This is a genomic window from Halobacteriovorax sp. (assembly GCF_048381875.1).
GTDB lineage: Bacteria > Bdellovibrionota > Bacteriovoracia > Bacteriovoracales > Bacteriovoracaceae > Halobacteriovorax_A > Halobacteriovorax_A vibrionivorans.
The window spans coordinates 615,382-636,651 of the sequence record NZ_JBLXBP010000003.1 but is presented as its reverse complement, the minus strand read 5'-3'; the positions used below and the strand labels follow the sequence as shown (position 1 = coordinate 636,651).

The following is a 21,270-nucleotide window of genomic DNA, read 5'->3' as shown; positions in this document are numbered from 1 at the left end:
ATCATGGATGAAAAAGCTCCTCTAAGGTATATTACATAGATAAGTATCAACCTTAAACAGGACAAAGACTATTAGCGTTATATCGGTTCTTATATTCTTATTTCTCTTTGGCATTGCCTCAATGGGATATGTGTACGCTTATCGCGGAAGCGAAAGGTATGAAAGTTTAACTTTTTATCTAAGAAAGGGATGGCCTATTTTTGCTCCCCTAAATTGCTTGCTCTATATGTTTACTAAAAAGAAAGCAGCTAAGCCTATTATGGACCTTGCTGACTTTCCTGAATTAAAACAAGTTCAAGATAATTGGGAGACAATTCGCAAAGAAGCAGTTGCCCTTCGTGAAAATGGCTACTTTGATAAGGTAAAAGATCCTACATCAGATGGACATTACGATATTGGATTTCGTACTTTTTACAAGTATGGATGGTCAAAATTTTATCTCACTTGGTATGGAACAACACTTAACTCAGCAAAGAACCTATGTCCTCAAACAGTTGAACTTGTTTCTAAAGTGCCAGGAGTTAATGGTGCAATGTTTTCAATCCTACCAGTAGGTTCAAAGCTAACCAAACACCTCGATCCCGTTGCAACATCACTGCGCTATCACCTTGGGCTCAAGACTCCAAATGATGATAAGTGCTATATCAATATTGATGGTACAGATTATTCATGGAGAGACGGAGAGGCCCTATTATTTGATGAAACCTATCTTCACTTTGCTTTTAATAACTCTGAAGATGAAAGAATCATTCTTATGCTTGAAGTCGATCGTCCAACTCACATATTTGGAAAGATTATAAACTTTGTCTTTAAACAGATTATGAGAATTACACTTGTGCCAAATATCCCAGGTGACCAAAGAGGAATAGTTAATCGTATCTTTGGTGCTGTCACGCCAGCGCTTTTAAAAGTAAGAACATTAAAACAAACAAATATCGTCTTATATAAAGTGATAAAGCATACAGTAAACTTAACACTTGTGGCCTTGGCCTTTGGACTCGTTTACTTAATTCTTAATTTTATACAGTCTCTTTTTTAGAAAAACTCGATTCAACATAAGCGGCGACGTAATCTTCAAATTCTACGTCGTCGAGTTTTTCAAACTCAACTTGCCTTTGAACAGAAGCACTCTTTTCTTCCTCTAGCTTGCCTTGAAAGATACTTTCATTACAACTTTCAAAGAGTCCACGACGATGTGAGATCGATAGCTCACGCATTGAAGAAATAAATCCCTTCTCACATGCAAGATCATACACTCTTTGAGATAGTGTATTTCTAGGATTTAACATTGAACGGTGAAAATCAATGGATTTAATAAGATCTTCTTTACGATGGCCATCATCAATGGAGTTCATTGTCTCTTCCATCATATTAAAGAATTCTTCAAGATAGTTACGGTAACTAACTTCTTGTCCATTATTTAAAATCGTCAGATTATCCTTACGGCCTTCTTTTATAATTCTTTGATTATTGTCTTCAATTTCATTATAGATTTCACGTGTACACTTTTGCGATTCAGAGAATAGGCATGTCAGAAGAAAAGCATCTAAGAAGTTTGCCTGCTCTTCAGAAATTCCATTTTCCGCAAAGGGATTGATATCCAAAAGTCTAACTTCAATATATTCAATTCCTTCACTTCTTAAAGAGGCCAAGGCACTTTTACCAGGAGGAGCAATTCTCTTTGGACGAATAATTGAATAAAACTCATTTTCAATTTGGAGAATATTTGTACTAATTTGTTGAAGTTCACCATTCTCATTTCTTAAACCAATTTCTTCAAATGGTTTGTAACTTACCTTCAGTGCATTTTCTAAACTATCACAATAGCTATCAAGCCCATTGTAGCAGATACGAATTCCATCTTGCGAAGATCCTGTATAACCAAGTCCCCCCATTCTTAGGCAGGTACCAAACTCAGTAGCATATGTTTTTCCGAAAGCTTCATCTTCATGTATAACTTTTAGATTGTGTTTCTTTCCCTTTAGAAAAGATTCATGTACTGCTACAGAGTTGCCAAATAAATAGAGTAGTACATTGGAGTACTTTCTAAAGTTACGGCACAAATTTAGGTATTCTTTATTAATAAACTTTTGTAGAGGCAGCTCACTTCCAAGAAGCTCATGCCAATTCTTCCAAAATTCATCAGTCATTGAAAAGTTATAATGAACTCCTGCAATTGATTGCATCGATCTTCCATAACGTAAAGAAAGGCCAGAGCGATAAAGAGTTTTTAAACGTCCCGAATTACTCTCACCATAATATGCAAGTTTAATATCCTTATCATCAGGCAGGATACATGGCATCGAAGATGGCCAGATCCCCTCTTTATCATCTTGCTTTAAAACATAAGTTTGAAGATTTCCAAGAGTATTAATTGTTTCTTGTGAGCTATGGGAAACAGGTGTGATGAATTCTAATAAACTTTCTGCAAAGTCTGTCGTAATCCACTTATGAAGTAATTTAGATCCAAACTTAGGGTCATGGTCAGTTTGTGCAAGTTTTGCATCCTTAAGGTTTACTCTTAGACCTTCTTTTTCAATTCCTTTATTAACACTTAGAATTGACTGACTTCCATATTTTTTTTGATACTTCTGTAAGGTATCAATATTACTTCTAACCATAACGTTTCCTTGTAGCGAATATACTACGCTTAGATAAGAAAGCTTTCAAGTCAAGCTTGTGTCAATTTAAGTATCCAATACTTACAGGCAGCTCATAATTAATTCCAAAAGCAAAATCCTCATTCTTTGTTTGCCCAAGCATCAGAGCGAAGTTGCGCACAGTTCCAGAGTAATGTTTAAATAGTGCTGGATAAAGGTTTAGTCGTACACGAAAGTCTTCAGAGCCATTGAGAAGAAGTGACGCAGCCTGTCGTCCGAGAGTCTCTAAATAATAACCATAAACGAAGCGTCCTTTTCTCTCTAGAGGATTCGTTAAAGCAAGTCCTGCAACAACTGAATGGGAAAGATCACCAACATCAAAAGTAATCCCCCCCATATTCATCATTCCTAGATATAGAAGAGGTCTCATATTTTTATAATGAAGTATTTTTGGTCGAAACACATAATTTAGGCCAACATTGAAAAAGTCTTCATGTTCGATATCGTAAACGGGCATAAAGTGCCAAGTACTCATACCTGCTTCATTGATCATAAAGTTCATAAAATCATCATTTAGCCCAAGAAAGAAACCTGCGACATCAAAGAAATAGAGATCTGCGATATGATCATAAGCAGAGACTTCAGGTTGATCTGTTTCGTTTGCTTCATTACCAAAGTGCATCGCATAGGTTACGAAGAATGAAAAAGTTTTTGCCCACTTTATTTCATAATAATCAGCGTATTCAAGAAGCTTCTTGGTTTCGTAGGCACCACCAAAAGTATGCAAGAATATATTTGGAAGTACCCTATCGCTTAAAAATTCTTCTTTGAAGAACTCACCGAAGCTTCCCTCTTTTCTAATCTCATGAAAGGGATCCTTTACTTCATTCCATACTTCTTTGTGCTTTTTCCAATAGTTTTCTTGGTTAAACCAATATGGGTTTTGAATAACGTCGAAGGAACCATTGATATACAGCTGAACCGGAGACCATATCGTATCCACGTCTTTATTAAATATCAGATACTTAGAATTTTGAGCAAATGCATTTAAGAAAACAAACGTAAGAAAAATATATTTAAAAACCTTAATCATTTAAAAACCTTAGCTCGTATTTGTGGCCAGAATGAGTATAAATTTATATAAGAAGTCATCGTGAAAAGACTATTTATATACCTTCTCCCATTTCTACTACTTCTAGGAAGTAATTCTTTAGCACAAGAAAGTTACTTCTACAAAGATCGTGAACACACCAAACAAGAAGTTTTTGAAGACCTCAGTTTTGTTTTTGGACTTTCATTAATCGCCTACCCTTTAACACAATGGGATACTGTAAAAAATGAAGGTTCTTTAGAAGTTTATCGTAAGAACTTTGGTCGTATCGTCTTTGATCGAGATGAACCTTTTTGGAACTATATGGTTCACCCTTATACTGGTTCACAAATGTTCCTATACTACCGAGCAAGAAGCTATAGCTACTCAGACTCACTGGCCTTAACTTTTGTCTCTAGTACCGTTTTTGAATTCTTCATTGAAGTGTATACAGAGCCAGCTTCTGTGCAGGATCTATATCAAACACCTGTACTTGGGGCCGTTATGGGATATGGTTTTGAAAAGCTTTCCATGGAACTGCTAAATAACGGTGGAAGTGTCTCAATTTTTTTTGGTCACTTAATTAATCCAATGACCCTTTTCTCTTCAATATTTGAAGGACGTGGAATAAAAGCTTCAGCAATGTTTGCTCCAAGCTTTGATAAGAAATCCATAGGATATTTTATACATGCAAGTTTTTAAGAGATTTCTTATATTTCTTTTAATCATCTCAGGCATAACAATATCTGCTAAGCCTTATGAGTACTATTTAAGAACAGGTTTAACACTTGAGAAAATGCTATTTAACGAGCTTGATGATGACCAGTTTGAAAATCGTTACAATATCGAAGATCGTGATGAATCGACTGCTTTTGGAATATATACCCAATTTTCATATCGCTATGAAAGAGTTGAAATTGGTGTTGAGTCCCATACAACATTTGGCCGCGCAAAAGATCTTCAATTTGGTTACGAAGGAAATATTCTAAGTGGTTCGGGAAATTTTCGTTCTTTTACAATTACACCAACATTAAGATTTAATACTCCTGATCTAGAAATTGAACATCTAAACTTTATCGGCTTTAGAAAGTTTAAAGCATACGTTAAATTTGGACCTAGCTGGAAATTAAGTTCACTAAGCCTCGATGGTTTTAATATAGACTCAAATGATAGAGACCTTAAGCTAAACTATGACTCATTTGGTGGTGCACTCGCTGTAGGAATTGAGCAAATTAAAGAAATTGGTCACTACCCATTCTTTCTTGAAGTCTCTGTTGCTGGCCATAGATCATATAAAGTAACACTAATAGATCGAACTGATCCAACAAAAGTAGAGATCGTCAAAGAAAGTAGTGCTCGAAATGATATTAACTCCTTTTCAATCTTCTATAAGGTTGGAGTAACTTTATTCTAATTATGAAACTTGAAGCGACTAAAGAAGACATCGAAAAAATTGAAAGCTTTTTAAAACGAGAAGCCCGTGGAGTGCTTGAAATATCAGCTCGAACCAAAGAAGGTGCACCAGCATCTCTAAAAGTTTCCCCTGTCGTAGACAAAGTCCCATTTCCAACAATTTATTGGCTTGTTGACCCTATTGTTTACAAGAAGATAAGTCATCTAGAGGGACAAGGATTTACAAAAGAGCTACAAAATAAAATCAATAATAGTGAAGAGCTACAAGAGAAAGTGAAGTCTATTCATGAGTCTTATCGAGAAGAAAGAATTGAATTATTCAAAGAATTAAATCTTGAATTACCAGAAAATATGATGCCAATGATTACTGAAAATGGGATCGGTGGACTTAGAGACTTTCATCATTTGAGATGCCTCCACATGTTCTATGCATATCACTTAGTAAGGCCACATATTATTGGCGATATGATAGATGAAAAGCTACGCTCTTTTGCGATTTGAAGAAATATGATGATAAGAGAAGACCACACTCCAAATAACAGAAACAGCGATATGTAGATAAGCTGAATACTCTCTAAAGACTTGTCCATCAACAACTTGAATTAAATATCCAGTTAAGCTCATCAAAACAAGAAGAACCAAAAGAAAAATTCCAGAAGTTCGAGACTTCTTATATCCACTTTCAATACGCTTCCAAACATGATTAGAGAAAATCATTCCAACGGCAAAGATAAGAAAAGGAACTGTTAAAACATGAACTTTTTGGAAAATAATTGTAAGAGGGTGAGTTTCGGGTCCCCATTCCCCTTCTATTGCTAAAAAATACTTTGCAATGAAGTAGATAATACTTGTTATGAGAACAAGATAATTGATTGTGAATATTGTATTTCTTTCTGCTCTGGTCATGATTACTTACTTAAGTATATCACCTTGTAAGTATAGTGATAACCACACTAGAAATTTTGTACTCTTAGACGAGAGAGTTGCTCCCGATACAATATCAATACTATCTGGAAGAGTTGACTTAAATTTCTTAAGCCAGCTGTCTTTTACTCGATACTCTGAAGGCTCTTCAAATTTAACAACCTTTAAACTCTCTAGCTTCTTATCCTCAATATGAATATGAACAAGCTGTCTCTTTGTTCTCACAATATCTGAGAATACGAAATCAAAGGAACTCTTCTGATTGCATACTCTTTGATAAAATGAATAGAATTTCCTCACATCTCTAGTGGGAAACTTTGACTTAATCATCTTATATTCTTTCTCAGTTAAGAACTTCGATTTTTCAACAAAATGACATTTGGGAAATTTACGTGCAAGGGTGTCTTTTAGGCCGGCCTCGGCGCTATAGGAAAAAAGTAAAGTGAGGAGAAGAACTCTCCCCACTTCAAAAAATATAGAATTATTTAGTATTCCCATCCAATTCCAAAATTGAAAGCCTCAGACTCACCAACGTTTGAAGCATTCTCATACTTTGTGTAGTCAGCTTTGAATGATACTTTATCAAGTGGCTTATACATAACACCTGCTGTTAGGTTTGTTCTATCATTGGCCTTATCAGCAACACCTACAGTAGCGTCAACATCATCTTGAGTATTATAACTCTCATATCTTACATATGGCATAATTGTATAAGTTTTACTATGTGTAATATTGTATCCAAGATCTACATAATAACCTTGCATTACGTCAGCAACAACATTTCCTGACTTAGCAGAGAATTCTTTACCATCAAGTGTTGAATAAACATATAATGCTTTCACCATTAGGCCTTTGTAGTTATATGCTAAGTGAACATCATAAATATTGTGTTCACCTTGAGCGTCACCATTCGTTGTCCCTACATATACAGAAGTACCTAGATCAAGACCAAAATCAAATCCATAATCTAGTCTTAAAATATGTGACCAGTGACCAGCAACTGCCTTAGCACCTTTTTGACGGCCATCACGAACACCATCAGCATCAAAACCTGAAGCATCAGCGTTACTCCACCCTTCTAAAGAGTTCATAATATAGTATTTATAGTCTAAGTTCTTCCAAGTACCATAAACACCAAAACCGTTTTCACGCATTGTTGTTGGGATAATATTTTTTTCAATTTCTGGACGATTAACACCAATAAAACGAGTTGGCTCGTGCTCTAAGTTAACAAGACCAAGTGGTGATAGAAGTAGACCGGCCTTGAAGTTTAATAGTTCAGAATGAGCATAACGAATCTCTGCGAATTCAGTATAGATTTCATCAGCGTGCTCAATTTCAATTTCAGTCATGAATGACCACTTGTCACTAAACTTATACCCTACATATAGAACGTTTCTTAAAGTGTCCCATTGAGCATTTGAGTCTGAGTTATCTTTGAAAACGATTTCCCCATAACCACCAAGGCTTACTCTTGATGAAAGACCTTGAGACTGAATGTCTTGTACTTCTTTCGTTAAAATATTAATTTTTCTTTCTAGCTCTTGAGTTGTTGCTGCATTTGCAAACGACGCACCAAGCAAAAGAGTTACTAAAAACTTCTTCATTGTTTCTCCTGTGTTTGAATTACCAAACAGATATTAAGGATAGTTAACAAAAAGTCAAGACACTCAACAAGACAATAATATTTATGGCTTAGAAGCTCCCCGCTCTAAAAAGAGAACAAAGAAGAAACCAAAAAGAATGAGACCAATTGCAATGAAGTCCTCTACACCAAGAGTTGTTGGAAAAAAGGCCCGTTCGGCCAAGATCTTCGTTTTTCCACGAATAACGACTGATTGAGTAACTTCGCGCCAAGGCCATACTTTAGATAGAGTTCCAAAAAGTATTCCCACTAAAAATGCCATGGTACGTTCACGAAAGTTATTCATAAAGTAATTTAGGACCTTAGAGAAGCTTAGAAGACCTGTTAAACAGCCAATGGCAAAAACACCAATAATAACAAAAGCACCATCAGCAAAAGGATTCTTCAAAGCACCTGTAACGTATTCATACTTACCTAAGATAAGCAGAATAAAAGAGCCAGAGATACCAGGAAGGATCATGGCCGTAATTCCAATAAGTCCGCAAAGAAAGATAAACCAATGATCTGTAGGAGTTGTCACAGGAACAAGCTGAGTAATAAAGAAGCCAAGTATGCCTCCCAATAAAACCATTAAGAGATTCATTGAATTTTTTCGATCTTTTAGATCTCTAGCAATAACAATTATCGAAGATGAAATAAGACCCAGAAATAAGCCCCAAGTTGGAACTGGATGGTGATTGATAAGATAGTGCATTAGTCTAGCTAGGGAGAACATGGCACCAAGAATACCAACTGCAAGTGGAATCAAGAACCTTAGATCAATTCTTTGGGAAACACTTTTAAAATTTAGAGTAAGAGCATCTTTAATAAGGTCTTTATTTATCGCTGCTATTGTTGAAAGCAACTTATCATAGATTCCCGTAATAAATGCAATTGTTCCCCCAGAAACACCTGGGATTAAGTCGGCAATGCCCATAAGAAAGCCCTTGCAAAAAACAAGGGCCATATCTTTATTTATCATTTTGTTACTCGTTGTTAGATTCTTCGTCTTCTTTAGCAAATGGAGTCGTATCCCAATCTACTGAGTGCTTACATTCAGGACATTGAAGTTGTTTCCCCCAACGCTTTGTTTCCTTCACACCCATGACACCAAATCCACATGCTGGACAGTCATAAACTTTTGGCTCATTCCATAATGCAGTTTCACAGTCTGGATAATTCGTACAACCATAGAAGATTTTCCCGTAACGAGACTTCTTCTCTGCAAATTTTCCAACCTTACACTTTGGACAAGTTACATCAATAGTATATGGAAGCGTTGTTTCACACTTTGGATATTCTTCACATCTAACGAAACGGCCGTACTTACCTTTTTTAACTTCAAGGCGCTTTCCACACTCAGGGCATGGATCACGGAACCAATCTTTTGGAAGAATTTCAATAGTTCCATCAAGGTGCTTTTTAAAGTCAAAAGTTGAAGTACAATCTGGATAGTTTCGACAAGCTAAGAACTGACCATTACGTCCCCATTTAATAAGATACTCACCATCTTCACATTTCTTACAGTGAATTCCTGTTGGGATCTCTTGCTTTTTAAGGTTCTTCATTTCCTCTTTGGCTTTTTCAAGAGTTTTTTCAAAACCTTGCCAAAATTCTTTTAGAACCTTCTTCCACTTAATCTCACCTTCTTCAATTTTATCCAGAAGCTTTTCAACGTTTGCAGTGAAAGCAACGTCCATAACATCTGGGAAGGATTCAATAAGCATTTTACATACAACTGTTCCAAGCTCTGTTGACATGAAACGGTTTTCTACCTTTTCCACGTAACCACGATCTTGAATATTTGAAATAATCGAAGCATAAGTCGAAGGACGACCAATACCTTTTTCTTCTAATGTCTTAACAAGTGAAGCTTCATTATATCTTGGAGGTGGAGAAGTCCAATGTTCAACTTCATTAGGTCCATTCTTGGCCTTCATCTTCTCACCGACATCAATTAATGGAAGTTCACCTGTTGCTTTTGCTGTATCATCTTCATCGTCATTTCCACCGCGACGTGATGCCTTCTCAGCCGCTGCTTCCATATAAACAGTTCTAAAACCAGCAAATTTAATAATTGAACCATTGGCCTTAAAGAAGTGACCTTCACATTCATAAGTTACAGCGGTCTGATCGATGATGGCCTGACTCATTTGAGATGAAATAAATTTATTCCAAATAAGCTCATAAAGCTTTTGCTCATCTGGCTCAAGATCTCCCCTAAGTTGATTAGGAGTATATTCTAAAGAAGTAGGTCTTATGGCCTCGTGGGCATCTTGAACCTTGCTACTTCCCTTTTTCTTATATTCAATAGGCTCTGGTGATAAGTACTTTTCACCGTATTGATCCTTAACATATTCACGTAAGGCATTTAATGATTCTGGCTCAGTTCTAACAGAGTCCGTTCTCATATATGTAATAAGACCGACAGTTCCAAAGTCCGTTGTTGCAATCCCTTCATAAAGTCTTTGCGCAACCATCATTGTTCTCTTGGCCGTAAAACCTAATTTATTGGCCGCTTCCTGTTGAAGCTTAGAAGTTGTAAAAGGTGGAGTTGGATTCTGTTTTCTTTCACGTTTTTTAACGTCAATTACTTCAAAGTCCTTACCTTTTACATCAGATACGATCTTCTTTGTGAATTCTTCATCAGTAAGCTCAGTCTTCTTCTTTGCTGTCTCACCATAGTATTTAATTTCAAAAAGCTTTCCATCTTTTTCCATATCACCGTGGATTGAAAACCACTGTTCAGGAATAAAGGCTTTAATTTCATCTTCTCTTTCGACAATAATTCTTAGTGCAACAGATTGAACTCGACCAGCTGAAATCCCTCGCTGAACCTTGTCCCAAAGAATCGGAGAAATTTTATAACCCACTAGACGATCAAGAACACGACGAGTTTTTTGAGCATCGTACATATTGACGTTTAGCTCTGTCGGGTTTTCTACCGCTTCAGTTACCGCTTTCTTAGTTACGGCATTGAAGATAACTCTTCTAATTTTTTTTCGCTTTCCAATTTCTTCTGAAAGGTGGAATGCAATGGCCTCTCCCTCACGGTCCAAGTCGGGTGCGAGAAAGATTTCATTAGCGTATTTGGCAAGTTCTTGGATTCTTTCAATCTTTGCTTGTTTCCCACTAATTGGAACAAGATCAATTTGAAAGTTATCCTTGATATCAACACCTAGTTTTGACTTAGGAAGGTCTTTGATATGTCCATTTGACGCAACGACCTGAAACCCTCGTCCTAGATATTTTTTGATTGTTTTAGCTTTAGATGGTGACTCCACTATAACCAGTTTATAGTCTTTGTCCTTTAAAGATGATCCAGAAGTTTTCTTTTTCGCTTTCTTAGCAGTTTTCTTGGCCGTTTTCTTCTTTGTAGTTTTTTTGGCCGTCTTCTTCTTTGCTGTCTTTTTCTTAGCTGTTTTCTTTTTGCTTGTTGCTTTTTTTGCTGCTTTTTTCGAGGCCTTCTTAGAGGCAGCTTTTGTTGCAGCTTCACTCACAACGTCTGTTTGTGACATGTTCACTTACTCCTAGTAATTAAAACAAGGCGCGTTATTAAAACGCGCCTCAAATATCTTAACATATTTTTTGCTAGCATAGATTAATTTGAATCACTATTCAATAGTTCTTCAATTTCTTCGATGTCGTATGGAGTCAATCCATAAGGATTTTCCTTACTGTTCAGATCTTCATCCATATACTTGCGTCCCTCTTTTGCTTCGATCTCATTCATTGACTCGAGTGCATTAGGATCTTTTGTCTTAACACCTTTTTCAATTAAGTTAAGATCTTGACGCTCTAGGTAAGTATCTTCATCAATCTTTTGTTCATTCAATTTAGTCTCTGCATCAATTAATTCTTGTTCAAGCTTTTCTAATTCCTTTAGATCACGGGCCTGTTCTTTAATAATTGATTTCTCTCTTTCTTGACGCTCTAATTCTTCAAGCTCATCTTCTTCAATACGAATTTCATCAACTTGTTTTAATAAGTCTTCACCAAGATTATCTAAATTTAATTCAACATCAAGCTCCTCAAGAGCAAGGTTCTCTTTTTCACCTAAGGCCTTTTCACGTGAACTAGTTCTAAGCTGATCTGCCATTTTTGCAGTTGCTTCAGATTTAGTCAGGGCAATATTACCAAGTCCCATTTCATCATTTGAATATGAAATGACTGCAGTTGCAAAATTATCCGTTACAGTAATAATTGTTGCCTCACCTTTTATATAAGTTGGTTGAGAACTAATTTTCTTTCCTGTTCCCTGATCTCTAAAAGAATATATCTCAAAGATATTTCCTAACTCCACACCATCAACACGACCACGATCAAGATAAATGACATCACCTAGAGCTAAGCCTCTTTCTTGAACCTTAAATGCTCCAATAATTGCTGCTTCAATACGACGTGAATTATATGTTTGAAAGATTTTTGCAATTTTTGGCGTATAGACAGTGATTCGTGCTCCACGTTCAATAACATCCACAATTTGGAAAGTATCAACTTCCCACTTATTATCTTCAAGTTCTCTTGTAGCCTTCACTTGTCCAACAATAGAATAACGAAGACCTTCTCGATCAGAAATTTCATGAGAAACTTTTCCTTGTGGTTGATAAATCGAAAATTGATCTCCAGGTCTTACTTGGACTGACTTATCAAATTGTACATAGGCCTTACCTTTATCATGAATCAATACAGCTTCATCTTTCTTATCTGATATATAACCGAGATCTTGAATATGATTTGTTGAAAGAAATGTATTTAAGTAAAATCCTTGAGAGACATTAATTTCTTGTCTTTCAATAGATGAGATTCCATTCTCATCATATTCCTCAGTTGGCTCTTCTATAAGAACTTTTGTAACAGGAGGAGCATACTTCTTATAATCAGTATTAAGCTCAATCTCAGTCATCGAAAGAACATCTTGATACGTCGATTCAGTTAATGACTGAAAGAATGCACCTTTATCGATTAATTTTCTTCTCTCAACTAACCAGTCAGACTTTATATCCTCACCATAATTTGAAAAGGCGCCAGAGCTTGCAACCTTTACACCTGCAACCTTAGTATCCTCAGGTGTTTGAGAATCAAAACTACCAAAAGAAACTTTTGGAAATGATTCTTCACTACCTGTTGAGAAAACAAGTATTTGTCCTGGTTCAATTTCATGAGGGTTTGTAATCTGTGGGTTCATTGACCAAATTTTAGAATAATAGAATCCTGATCCAAAAAGGTTCTTTGAAATTTTCCAAAGCCAATCACCTTCTTGGACAACATACTTATCTACTTTTGCGGCCGTCGCTAACTCATTCCACTCATCTGCTGGAATTTTCTTCTCAACAAATTTAGCTAGCTCAAGAAGTTCTTTTTCTTCTTTACCAACATTAAATAAATTCTTATCTAGAGAGACCTTTTTATCAGAGGTATTTATCTTATTGGCCTTACTAGGCTCTACAACCTCAACATCTGACTTTACATCTTCGGCCAAAATATCAATTTCATCAATTGAATCAGCACCGGATGCATTATTCTCATTAATTTTCTTTTTGTTTTCTTCTGTTAAAAATTCCTCACCAGGAAGATTAACTTTTTGATTATTTTTTAAAGACTTTAATTCATCTTCTAAAACTTCATCTGAAACATCTGTTTGTTGAGGTTGATCGGCCTCTTCTTCAAGTAGCATTAGGAGATCTTTGTCATCTAATAATTCGAGATCTTGAAGATCGTCTTGAGCATATGAAAGATTAACTTTCAATATGATAGCTACGATACAAAATAGAAATTTTAGATTTCTCTTTTTCAAATCTACCCTTATGCTTCGCCAAAGAAGTCATGAAGAATTGAATGATATTTTTCATTCTTCTTTTTTAACTTTAATTTATCAGTACATGCAATTAAGCGCCCTAAACTTTTAATAACAAGGCCAGAAAAAGCATGTTGCCTTAAAATCTCTTCATATAACTGCATTGCTAAATCGAATTCATTTTGAGAAAAAAGCATCTCTGCTAAATAAAATTTTGCTCTTACTTTTATTTGGCCATGTTTTGAACTTTCTAAATCCTTTAGGATAGTAAGAGCTTGATCTAATCGATTCTGGGCCAAAAGACCTTCGGCTTGCTTTAATAAATTTAATTCTTTTTGTAATTGAAGATCATCATTTTGTTGGTTTTGCTTCTTTGCCGCAACTTCATTTGCAAAAACATCAACCGTTTCTGCTAACTCGTTTCGACGTGCTTTTTCAAGATCATCAATCATCTCAAGTTGCACCTCTTCTTGCGAAGCTGATGGTTTAGAACTCGATTTGTATTGCTCGGCCAAACTTGGAGCTTTAGTTTCTTTTAATAGCTTGTCATACTTTTCAAGAAGTTGATCATACTGAGCCTTTGGCACCATCTGACTCTTTGCTTGTTGAGTATCAGCTGTCCCCTCTTCCTCAAACAATGTTTTTCTCTTTCCCATCCATGAACAAGATGTAGTTGAAAGAGATAAAATAAAAATAGAAACTAGTGGCAATCTCATCCTGAAATCTTTCACTATGTGTCCTCCATGACTTAATAAAAGAGTGGCCTTTAATAATATTTTAGGTTACAAAGCGTTTAAGTCAATGAAATTTCGTGGATAGGCAAAGTCTTCCAACGATAAAAACAAAGTAGTCGAGTATTTTATGAGTGAAATATTTAAAACAATAGTACGAGTTCCAAAGAAAGAATCAGCCTATTTTTATTTTCAACTAGAGGCCAACGAAGGACTATGTTTTTACTCAACTATTGAAGGCGATAAACACGAAGGTCACCGTGATATTATTGTTCAAGCACACCCTAGCCTTAAAGAAGAAGTTGTCCAACTACTTAATAAACTTGGAAAAGAAATCGAGCTTGAGTTTATTGACTAAAATCTGAACAGTTTTAACAAATTTTCAAGTATTCTAATAAAATTTAATGAAAGTGATATAACTCGCAAAGCTTTATAAATATAAAGGAGAGATTATGTCCCCATCCCCTAAACTAAAGAAGGCCATTAGTACTTCTTTATGCATTCTGGCCTGCCTACAGATGGCATCTTGTAAGGTTGTTACAAACAAAGGTATAAACAATCATTTTGAAGATTTTAAAGCAACACTTCAGGTTGCACCTAAATCATCACTAAATGATGGAAAATTAGTCATGGCAAATGATCTTCAGTTTAAAGCTGAAAGAATTGCTCATCTTATCAATAAAGCTCCAAAACTTGAAACATGGACAAATTCGAAGCGCACTTTTGGCGCAAATGATCGCACACGTCGAGTAAGAACCGTTGAAAAATACGAAGAAAGTAAGGCCAAGATCAAAAAGTGGATGTCTGATGTTAAGAAGCTTACGATGGATATTCATGCTATTACCTATGAAGCAGGAAAGAATTCATACAAAAAAAATCAATTTAATAGACTTGAGAATTCTCCTGAGCAGATTGCACAAAATGAAGTCCTTGCTCTTTATTCTCTAACATACCTAAGAAACCTAAGTGAAGGCTATGCTAAGCGATCTATTAATTATATCGAAAAACTTTCAAGTAAAAATATGAAGCGATTTAGTGAAAATGATGAAGAATTCAAACTAGAAGTTCTTCAGCAGCATATGGCCTATATCGGTATGATGAAAATTATTGATAAAGATGCTGAGAAAACACTAAAGAAACTTAAGGCCATGAGAGACCATAATATTCTTCCAGAGGCAATTAGTGAAAATATTAATAATCTCTTAAACTCTGGAAAACAAGAAAACTCTGAAAAGATACAGAAATTCAATGAGTATAAAAAAGAGGCCTTAACAAAAGAGCAGCAAGAAGAGTTTGATAAGGCCCTAGCCTCTTTTGATTCAACATTTGGTAAGAAGTCATTACTCTTTGATCCGGCAAATCCAGATCACCCACTAATGCACTTATTTGTTATTGCTTCAAATCTCTCATGGGGTCTGATCAATACGATGATTGGTGGAGCATTTGTTGCAACGAAAGTTCTACTTGTTCCAGTTAGCCGTGGTGTAAACCTTTTCCTAAGTTTCTTAGAAACAGTAACACCATATCGCTACATGAGAATGATTAACTTCGATCTTCCACGCTTAGCAATTTCAGCTTCTAAAATGCAAATCTATGCTGATGTTTGTGGGCTTGGATATATACCAAGTAAAATGTCTGCTGGTCTTTTTGAGTTAGACTTCTGTACTGGCCATAGGTTCGCTTCAGGGCATGAAGCAGGACACGCGAAACAATCAGCTTTACTTGGACCTTTTTACTTCCCTGCTGCAATCCTATCATATGCACTTGTTGGTGGTCATGGTGGATTTATTGAAGCTTGGGCAGATATTTGGGCAGCTCACTATCACTAGGATATAAAGGGCATAAATGAAGATTAAAAAATCACTAAATTATAAGAAGACTCCATTAAGGTATATAAACTATGCCTTAATGAGTTTTTTTATATTTATTGCATCCTCTAATTATTCAATTGCACTTGATTCTTTTGATAGAATCTCTAAAGAAGTTTATAAAAATATTAACTTAAGACTAAAATATAAAATAGACTCAAAAATACTTGAGATGGAAGTAATAAGAAATAACGACTTCTTCCTTTTTCTAGATCAAGACTTAGATGGAACTCCAGACAGTATTGACAATGATATTGATGGGGATGGAGTTGATAATATTGCAGATGAGTTTCCAACATTATCAACTGAACAAGGTGAAGACCAAGATAAAGATGGAATTGCAGACTTCATAGACTTTAACTACAGTTTAAATATTGATGAACAAGAAAGAGATTATGCAGCAATTATTCAACGAGATGTATTTGTTACATATAATATTCTTATTATTCCCGCTGCCAAGACAAACCTGAAGGAATTGACCGCCATAAAAGAGCTGCTTCAATTAGAGTTAACTTCGACTACTGATAATCTAAAGTTCATTGTGCTTGAAACACAAAGTAAAGATCAATTTATGACCCGTGGCCTTTATGAAAAAGAATGGAAACAATTGATTCTCTACAAGAACCATTTAAAAGATTTTAATGAATTTAGTCTAACTCTTACACATGAGTACTTCCACTTTATCGCTCAAGAAATGCCTGAGCTCTACAATCACTTTGTAAATGAGGTCGGATGGAATAATAAAGATGGCGAACTAACTTATCAGCATAATTGTGATCAACAAGAAACTTCATATAATCTAGTTGAAGCAACTCTTATTAATACAGATAAAAATCCTTTGATGAAGTACGATAACTTTCCTTCTGACTACTCCACAGTCTCACCTACTGAAATGTTTGCTGAAGTTGGTACAGCTGTTCTACTAGAAAGAAAAAGACATGAGAGAAGCTTTCAGAAGAGATTTTATAAATTTGAGCGCTTCAAGTCTGCGCAAGCTTATTATGAAATGGCACGTCTTCTAAACATTCCGTAACCCACTTAAATCACGAACTAAATAAAATCGTCTAAATTTTAGTTATAGGTAGAAATACTACATACTAAACAGTTTAATACTTAGTTTAGGTCAGAAACGAAAAGTGGGATATGTCGATTCATCCAATTGTTACTTCAAATTATGCTGGGGTTCAATTTGAGTTTCGTGGAAGAAGAAAAGAAGATAATTCTGCTCGTAACTTTATGAAAAGATGTAGAGATCACTATGAAGATCAATACACTAAAAACGGTGTAACAAGAGAATGTACATATCAATATTTCTTAAGTGTTTATGGTAAATAAAATAAGAAAGGGCCAATCATGGCCCTTTTTTTTATTCTAATATTTTAATTCAAATACAATTGGAAAGTGATCTGAGAACCCTGCTTTTTGTTTTTTCTTAGCAAGGTGATCATAACGATTTGGAGGCGTTTCAATTTTCTTTTGTTCATAAAGCTTAAATCCACGATCTCTCATTTCTTCAATATCTTCCTCTACTACAGTTGCAGGTTGAGGCTCTCTGATAAAGTCAGGTGCATAAATCTGATAAGATCCAAGAACTAAACTAATAGGGGCCTTCTCATCTAACATCGTTTTTGGAACAAAGACTCTATCAAGGTGATTCCACTGCCCACCTCTTTTGTAAAAATATGTCCCCGGAGGAAGCTTTTTCTTACTACTAAGTGATTTATCAGCTCTGAAAGTCTTTTCGACATCAACGATTGTTTTATCTTTTAAAAGAACATCCCTCATTGGGTGCTTATTATCAGCAGCTTTTAACTCTGGAATTGTATTGAAGTCACCCACAGCAACAACAGAAGCCTTAGTATTCTTCTTTAGGATTTCATCAATACGCATCTTCAATGTCTTAGCAGCTACAACTCTAGCGTGATCAGGATTACCTAAACTTGGCCAGTGATTAGCAAAGATATAAAGATCCTTTCCCTTTAGTTTAAATTGAGTTTCAAAAATATTTCTAGAAGGTCTCTTCTTAAAATATTCATCTTTTAAAACATGCTCTTTACTTCCAACATATTTTAAATCCGATGATTCATTAAAAAGAACAGCAAGATCAACTCCACGGTAATCAGGAGAATTAGATGTGTAGTACTTCTTATATCCTAAGACCTTTGCAAGTTGGCCAATAACATTTGCATTTTCAATTTCCGAAAGAACAAGAATTCCTGGAAGTTTCTTTCTCTCTTTTAAGATAACATCTTTAATTTGAGAGAGTTTCATATCAACTTTTTCCTGAGTCCAGTCAGCATCAAAACATTCATTACGGCGATATTTTGATTTAACTTTTGCACAGGCTTCTTTCTTCCCTTTTGTATTCTTTGGAAGATAGGCCCAGTCGTTCTTGCCTTCATCTTTTTGAGCATCAAAAAGATTCTCAACGTTATAAGACATAATCTCTATTGTTGAAGCAAAGCTTGAGCTTACAAGTAAGAATAAAATTAAAATTTTCATACAATTCCCAGTGTCTATAGATTTTCTTTAATCCAATCAAGGACATCGTCATGATGTGACTTTGTTTTAACTTTATCCATTACATATTTCAGACGACCGTCTTTGCCAATGATAAAAGTTGTTCTCATCACACCCATGTATTCTTTACCCATAAATTTCTTAAGGCCCCAAACACCATACTTATCCATAATCTTGTGATCAGGATCTGAAAGAAGGTCAAAATTAAGTTTTTGTTTTTCTATAAAGCGTACAAGCCTTTTAGGCTCATCTGGAGATACTCCTAGAACAACAGTATCAGCATTTGCAAATTTCTTCTTATAATCTCTAATTCCACAAGCCTGAGTCGTACAACCAGGTGTCATGGCCTTTGGGTAGAAGTAAAGAACAACATTTTTCTCACCCTTAAAGTCTTTTAAGCTTACTTTTTCTTCGTCTTGATTTTTAAGTGTAAATGCTGGCGCCATATTTCCAATTTTTGGAAAACTCATATCAACTCTCCTATTTAATTTTTACCATTTATCTCGTTTGTTTCTCAATTTCTTAATCTCTTCTACATCTTTCGTCATCAAAAACAAATTCACTTTCCGCTCAGTTGCAAAATTTGTTCGAAACTTAACACTTCCTTCTTTGTGAACTTGTTCAAGAAGCTCTTTTGCGTCTTCATTTTCAGGTTCAATGCTAAGAGTGAAGCGTAAGTTATTTTCGATATAGTCATGACCAGGCCATAGAATCACTTGATCTTCAACCTTCTCATTCAAATCTAAGATTGTTTCTACAAATACATCGAGGTTTCCACCATTTTTACAATTTCCAATTCCGGCATTGAAAACAGTATCCATTGTGATTATTTCAACCTGCTTACCCGATTCATAAAATAGAAAACATAGATGATCCATCGTATGGCCTGGAGTTTCGATAACTTCCATCTCTCCAAGTGCAGTGGATATCTTCTCACCGTCTTCTAGAATGCGATCTATTTTCTTGTAGCTATCTTTATGTCCCCAGATTTGAGCACCATGTTGTTGAACTAACTCATCAACACCAGCAACGTGATCATGATGGCCATGGGACAAAAGAACAACAGCTAAAACGCGGTTGTTTTCCACCAACCACTCATTTACTAACTTTGGATAAATTGGATCCACAACAGCAACTTCCCCATTGCCTAGCTCGACAATGTAATTGTAGTTTCGAAGCGGAGAATCCGTATAAATTTGATGAACATTCATAGGCAAATACCTTTTTTTTTGTCATGATATATAGGTCATAACAATTATAGAAGTTAAAAAAAGGAAGCATATGGTCAATCTTTCGATGGCATCAAAAATATTCATTTCTGCAGTATGTCTAAAAGGACTTGTTGAAGCATATCTTGATAAAAGAAATATTAAGCATATTGGTAAAAACTTTAATCAGGTACCAGAAGAGTTTGCAGATAAGATCACTTTAGAAGATCACCAAAAAGCTGCCCGCTATTCAATGGAGAAGTTAAACAAAGGTCAATTATTTAATTTTATTGGCTATATTATCCTGATCGGTTGGACATTACTTGGTGGATTAGATGCTCTTAATAAAACGATTACGTCATTTGAATTATCTCCCCTACTAACCGGAACGGTTTTTTTATTGGCCTTTAGTTTCATTAATTCGATCCTGTCACTGCCAGAATCTCTTTATACGACTTTTGTTATTGAAGAGAAGTATGGATTTAATAAGACGACAATAAAGACATTCATCACAGATATGCTAAAAGGATCAATTCTTGGCCTCATTATAGGAACTCCACTTATCTATGGGATCCTATGGATTATGGAATCTCTTGGTGAGTATTGGTGGGCCTATGCTTGGGCATTCCTATCAATTTTTCAACTTCTACTAATGTGGATCTACCCAACCTTTATTGCTCCAATTTTTAATAAATTTACTGAACTAGAAGATGGTGAAATAAAAGATAGAATTCTTGCACTACTAAAAAGAGTCGACTTTGAAAGTAAGGGACTATTTGTTATGGATGCTTCACGTAGAAGTGGCCATGGAAATGCATACTTCACAGGCTTTGGTAAGAATAAGAGAATTGTCTTCTTTGATACTTTAATTAATAGCTTAAATGCTACTGAAGTTGAGGCAGTATTGGCCCACGAGCTAGGACACTTTAAGCGTAAGCACATACTGAAAATGATGATTAAAGCATTTGTCTTCAGCTTTCTTGGCCTCTTTATACTAGGTCAACTTATGCAAACAACTTGGTTTTTTGAAATGCATGGAGTTCATTCAAGTGAAACTTACATGGCACTAACTCTATTTATACTTGTTAGTGGTGTTTACACTTTCTTTATTACTCCAATCTCTTCTTGGGCATCAAGAAAATATGAATTTGAAGCAGATGAGTTTGCTTCTCAAAATTCAAACCCTCAAGAGCTTATTAATGCTCTTGTAAAGATGTATAAGGACAATGCTAGTACATTAACACCAGATCCTCTCTACAGTGCTTTCTATCACTCTCACCCACCAGCACTAACTAGAGTTAAGTTCTTAGAAACTTTTATTAAATAAGTATTTTATAAAGGGGTAAGTTTGACACCGATCAGGCTTACCTCACTTCAATTTAAATCTAGTTTTCTGTAAGATTCCCTCTGTTTTCTGACATATACAAAATTAAATTACTCATTGCATTTAACTATTTGTCTTTATTTTATTAGCCAAATATTCTTAAGATAATTG

21 protein-coding genes are annotated in these 21,270 nt (G+C 35.3%); 9 read left to right on the top strand and 12 right to left on the bottom strand.

What is annotated here, in order from left to right:
* Positions 1-226: 226 nt before the first annotated feature.
* A complete protein-coding gene (locus tag ACN5L8_RS11530) occupies positions 227-1,039 on the top strand; it encodes an aspartyl/asparaginyl beta-hydroxylase domain-containing protein (protein WP_419168215.1) in 813 nt (270 codons plus the stop codon).
* Here ACN5L8_RS11530 and gshA read toward each other — a convergent pair.
* Positions 1,020-2,621, bottom strand: coding sequence for a glutamate--cysteine ligase (gshA, locus tag ACN5L8_RS11525; RefSeq protein ID WP_419173080.1), 1,602 nt, complete (start codon positions 2,619-2,621; stop codon positions 1,020-1,022). The two genes, ACN5L8_RS11530 and gshA, sit on opposite strands and share 20 nt — an antisense overlap.
* Before the next feature lie 61 nt (positions 2,622-2,682).
* Complete coding sequence (locus ACN5L8_RS11520) at positions 2,683-3,693, bottom strand: hypothetical protein (protein WP_419173079.1); 1,011 nt, start codon at positions 3,691-3,693, stop codon at positions 2,683-2,685.
* A 60-nt stretch (positions 3,694-3,753) separates the two neighbouring features.
* Here ACN5L8_RS11520 and ACN5L8_RS11515 point away from each other — a divergent pair, with 60 nt between their 5' ends.
* The 3 genes from ACN5L8_RS11515 to ACN5L8_RS11505 are packed head-to-tail and all read left to right on the top strand — an operon-like array spanning position 3,754 to position 5,604.
* Positions 3,754-4,392 carry a DUF3943 domain-containing protein gene (locus ACN5L8_RS11515; protein ID WP_419173078.1) on the top strand — a complete coding sequence of 213 codons (639 nt, stop codon included), beginning with the start codon at positions 3,754-3,756 and terminating at the stop codon, positions 4,390-4,392.
* The gene (locus ACN5L8_RS11510; protein ID WP_419173077.1) at positions 4,379-5,104 is read left to right on the top strand and encodes a hypothetical protein; all 726 of its coding nucleotides are present in this window, start codon (positions 4,379-4,381) and stop codon (positions 5,102-5,104) included. The genes ACN5L8_RS11515 and ACN5L8_RS11510 overlap by 14 nt, the downstream gene beginning before the upstream one ends.
* Before the next feature lie 2 nt (positions 5,105-5,106).
* Positions 5,107-5,604 (top strand): DUF501 domain-containing protein, encoded by a 498-nt coding sequence (locus ACN5L8_RS11505; protein WP_419173076.1) that lies wholly within the window; start codon positions 5,107-5,109, stop codon positions 5,602-5,604.
* Here the strand turns inward: ACN5L8_RS11505 and ACN5L8_RS11500 are convergent.
* The 7 genes from ACN5L8_RS11500 to ACN5L8_RS11470 all read right to left on the bottom strand — a co-directional run bounded on the left by ACN5L8_RS11500 (position 5,584) and on the right by ACN5L8_RS11470 (position 14,179).
* Entirely contained in the window at positions 5,584-6,009 is a 426-nt protein-coding gene (locus ACN5L8_RS11500; RefSeq protein ID WP_334678161.1) for a hypothetical protein, read from the bottom strand. The genes ACN5L8_RS11505 and ACN5L8_RS11500 overlap by 21 nt on opposite strands.
* 6 nt (positions 6,010-6,015) lie before the next feature.
* On the bottom strand, positions 6,016-6,357 hold the full coding sequence (locus ACN5L8_RS11495) for an FMN-binding protein (protein ID WP_133296848.1): 342 nt from the start codon (positions 6,355-6,357) through the stop codon (positions 6,016-6,018).
* 155 nt (positions 6,358-6,512) lie between these two features.
* Positions 6,513-7,634, bottom strand: a complete 1,122-nt coding sequence (locus ACN5L8_RS11490) for a hypothetical protein (protein WP_114705324.1) — start codon at positions 7,632-7,634, stop codon at positions 6,513-6,515.
* 81 nt (positions 7,635-7,715) lie between these two features.
* Entirely contained in the window at positions 7,716-8,633 is a 918-nt protein-coding gene (locus ACN5L8_RS11485) for a DUF368 domain-containing protein (protein WP_419173075.1), read from the bottom strand.
* A gap of 4 nt (positions 8,634-8,637) precedes the next feature.
* Positions 8,638-11,169 carry a type I DNA topoisomerase gene (gene topA, locus ACN5L8_RS11480; protein ID WP_419168211.1) on the bottom strand — a complete coding sequence of 844 codons (2,532 nt, stop codon included), beginning with the start codon at positions 11,167-11,169 and terminating at the stop codon, positions 8,638-8,640.
* An 83-nt stretch (positions 11,170-11,252) separates the two neighbouring features.
* On the bottom strand, positions 11,253-13,448 hold the full coding sequence (locus ACN5L8_RS11475; RefSeq protein ID WP_419173074.1) for a LysM peptidoglycan-binding domain-containing protein: 2,196 nt from the start codon (positions 13,446-13,448) through the stop codon (positions 11,253-11,255).
* A gap of 8 nt (positions 13,449-13,456) precedes the next feature.
* Positions 13,457-14,179 carry a tetratricopeptide repeat protein gene (locus ACN5L8_RS11470; protein ID WP_158536727.1) on the bottom strand — a complete coding sequence of 241 codons (723 nt, stop codon included), beginning with the start codon at positions 14,177-14,179 and terminating at the stop codon, positions 13,457-13,459.
* Positions 14,180-14,309: 130 nt separating this feature from the next.
* On the opposite strand from ACN5L8_RS11470, the gene ACN5L8_RS11465 reads away from it, so the two are divergent.
* From ACN5L8_RS11465 to ACN5L8_RS11450, 4 genes are all read left to right on the top strand, one after another.
* A complete protein-coding gene (locus ACN5L8_RS11465) occupies positions 14,310-14,537 on the top strand; it encodes a DUF4911 domain-containing protein (RefSeq protein WP_114705329.1) in 228 nt (75 codons plus the stop codon).
* Positions 14,538-14,631: 94 nt separating this feature from the next.
* Complete coding sequence (locus ACN5L8_RS11460; RefSeq protein WP_334678157.1) at positions 14,632-16,008, top strand: hypothetical protein; 1,377 nt, start codon at positions 14,632-14,634, stop codon at positions 16,006-16,008.
* A 79-nt stretch (positions 16,009-16,087) separates the two neighbouring features.
* Complete coding sequence (locus tag ACN5L8_RS11455) at positions 16,088-17,080, top strand: hypothetical protein (RefSeq protein ID WP_419173073.1); 993 nt, start codon at positions 16,088-16,090, stop codon at positions 17,078-17,080.
* A 110-nt stretch (positions 17,081-17,190) separates the two neighbouring features.
* Positions 17,191-17,382, top strand: a complete 192-nt coding sequence (locus ACN5L8_RS11450) for a hypothetical protein (protein ID WP_419173072.1) — start codon at positions 17,191-17,193, stop codon at positions 17,380-17,382.
* 36 nt (positions 17,383-17,418) lie between these two features.
* On the opposite strand, the gene ACN5L8_RS11445 is transcribed toward ACN5L8_RS11450, so the two are convergent.
* The 3 genes from ACN5L8_RS11445 to ACN5L8_RS11435 are packed head-to-tail and all read right to left on the bottom strand — an operon-like array spanning position 17,419 to position 19,778.
* Complete coding sequence (locus ACN5L8_RS11445) at positions 17,419-18,549, bottom strand: hypothetical protein (RefSeq protein WP_419173071.1); 1,131 nt, start codon at positions 18,547-18,549, stop codon at positions 17,419-17,421.
* 14 nt (positions 18,550-18,563) lie between these two features.
* A complete protein-coding gene (bcp, locus tag ACN5L8_RS11440; protein ID WP_114705334.1) occupies positions 18,564-19,037 on the bottom strand; it encodes a thioredoxin-dependent thiol peroxidase in 474 nt (157 codons plus the stop codon).
* A 21-nt stretch (positions 19,038-19,058) separates the two neighbouring features.
* The gene (locus tag ACN5L8_RS11435; protein ID WP_114705335.1) at positions 19,059-19,778 is read right to left on the bottom strand and encodes a hydroxyacylglutathione hydrolase C-terminal domain-containing protein; all 720 of its coding nucleotides are present in this window, start codon (positions 19,776-19,778) and stop codon (positions 19,059-19,061) included.
* Between the two features lie 70 nt (positions 19,779-19,848).
* On the opposite strand from ACN5L8_RS11435, the gene ACN5L8_RS11430 reads away from it, so the two are divergent.
* A complete protein-coding gene (locus ACN5L8_RS11430) occupies positions 19,849-21,102 on the top strand; it encodes a M48 family metallopeptidase (protein WP_412473664.1) in 1,254 nt (417 codons plus the stop codon).
* Positions 21,103-21,270 lie beyond the last annotated feature (168 nt).

Coding starts and splice junctions, on each gene's coding strand:
- ACN5L8_RS11510 (WP_419173077.1), top strand. CDS start 4,379: ATGCAAGTTTTTAAGAGATTTCTTATATTTCTTTTAATCATCTCAGGC.
- ACN5L8_RS11455 (WP_419173073.1), top strand. CDS start 16,088: ATGAGTTTTTTTATATTTATTGCATCCTCTAATTATTCAATTGCACTT.
- ACN5L8_RS11495 (WP_133296848.1), bottom strand. CDS start 6,357: ATGATTAAGTCAAAGTTTCCCACTAGAGATGTGAGGAAATTCTATTCA.
- ACN5L8_RS11460 (WP_334678157.1), top strand. CDS start 14,632: ATGTCCCCATCCCCTAAACTAAAGAAGGCCATTAGTACTTCTTTATGC.
- ACN5L8_RS11485 (WP_419173075.1), bottom strand. CDS start 8,633: ATGATAAATAAAGATATGGCCCTTGTTTTTTGCAAGGGCTTTCTTATG.
- ACN5L8_RS11450 (WP_419173072.1), top strand. CDS start 17,191: ATGTCGATTCATCCAATTGTTACTTCAAATTATGCTGGGGTTCAATTT.
- ACN5L8_RS11465 (WP_114705329.1), top strand. CDS start 14,310: ATGAGTGAAATATTTAAAACAATAGTACGAGTTCCAAAGAAAGAATCA.
- gshA (WP_419173080.1), bottom strand. CDS start 2,621: ATGGTTAGAAGTAATATTGATACCTTACAGAAGTATCAAAAAAAATAT.
- ACN5L8_RS11530 (WP_419168215.1), top strand. CDS start 227: ATGTTTACTAAAAAGAAAGCAGCTAAGCCTATTATGGACCTTGCTGAC.
- ACN5L8_RS11435 (WP_114705335.1), bottom strand. CDS start 19,778: ATGAATGTTCATCAAATTTATACGGATTCTCCGCTTCGAAACTACAAT.
- topA (WP_419168211.1), bottom strand. CDS start 11,169: ATGTCACAAACAGACGTTGTGAGTGAAGCTGCAACAAAAGCTGCCTCT.
- bcp (WP_114705334.1), bottom strand. CDS start 19,037: ATGAGTTTTCCAAAAATTGGAAATATGGCGCCAGCATTTACACTTAAA.
- ACN5L8_RS11520 (WP_419173079.1), bottom strand. CDS start 3,693: ATGATTAAGGTTTTTAAATATATTTTTCTTACGTTTGTTTTCTTAAAT.
- ACN5L8_RS11490 (WP_114705324.1), bottom strand. CDS start 7,634: ATGAAGAAGTTTTTAGTAACTCTTTTGCTTGGTGCGTCGTTTGCAAAT.
- ACN5L8_RS11500 (WP_334678161.1), bottom strand. CDS start 6,009: ATGACCAGAGCAGAAAGAAATACAATATTCACAATCAATTATCTTGTT.
- ACN5L8_RS11505 (WP_419173076.1), top strand. CDS start 5,107: ATGAAACTTGAAGCGACTAAAGAAGACATCGAAAAAATTGAAAGCTTT.
- ACN5L8_RS11445 (WP_419173071.1), bottom strand. CDS start 18,549: ATGAAAATTTTAATTTTATTCTTACTTGTAAGCTCAAGCTTTGCTTCA.
- ACN5L8_RS11430 (WP_412473664.1), top strand. CDS start 19,849: ATGGTCAATCTTTCGATGGCATCAAAAATATTCATTTCTGCAGTATGT.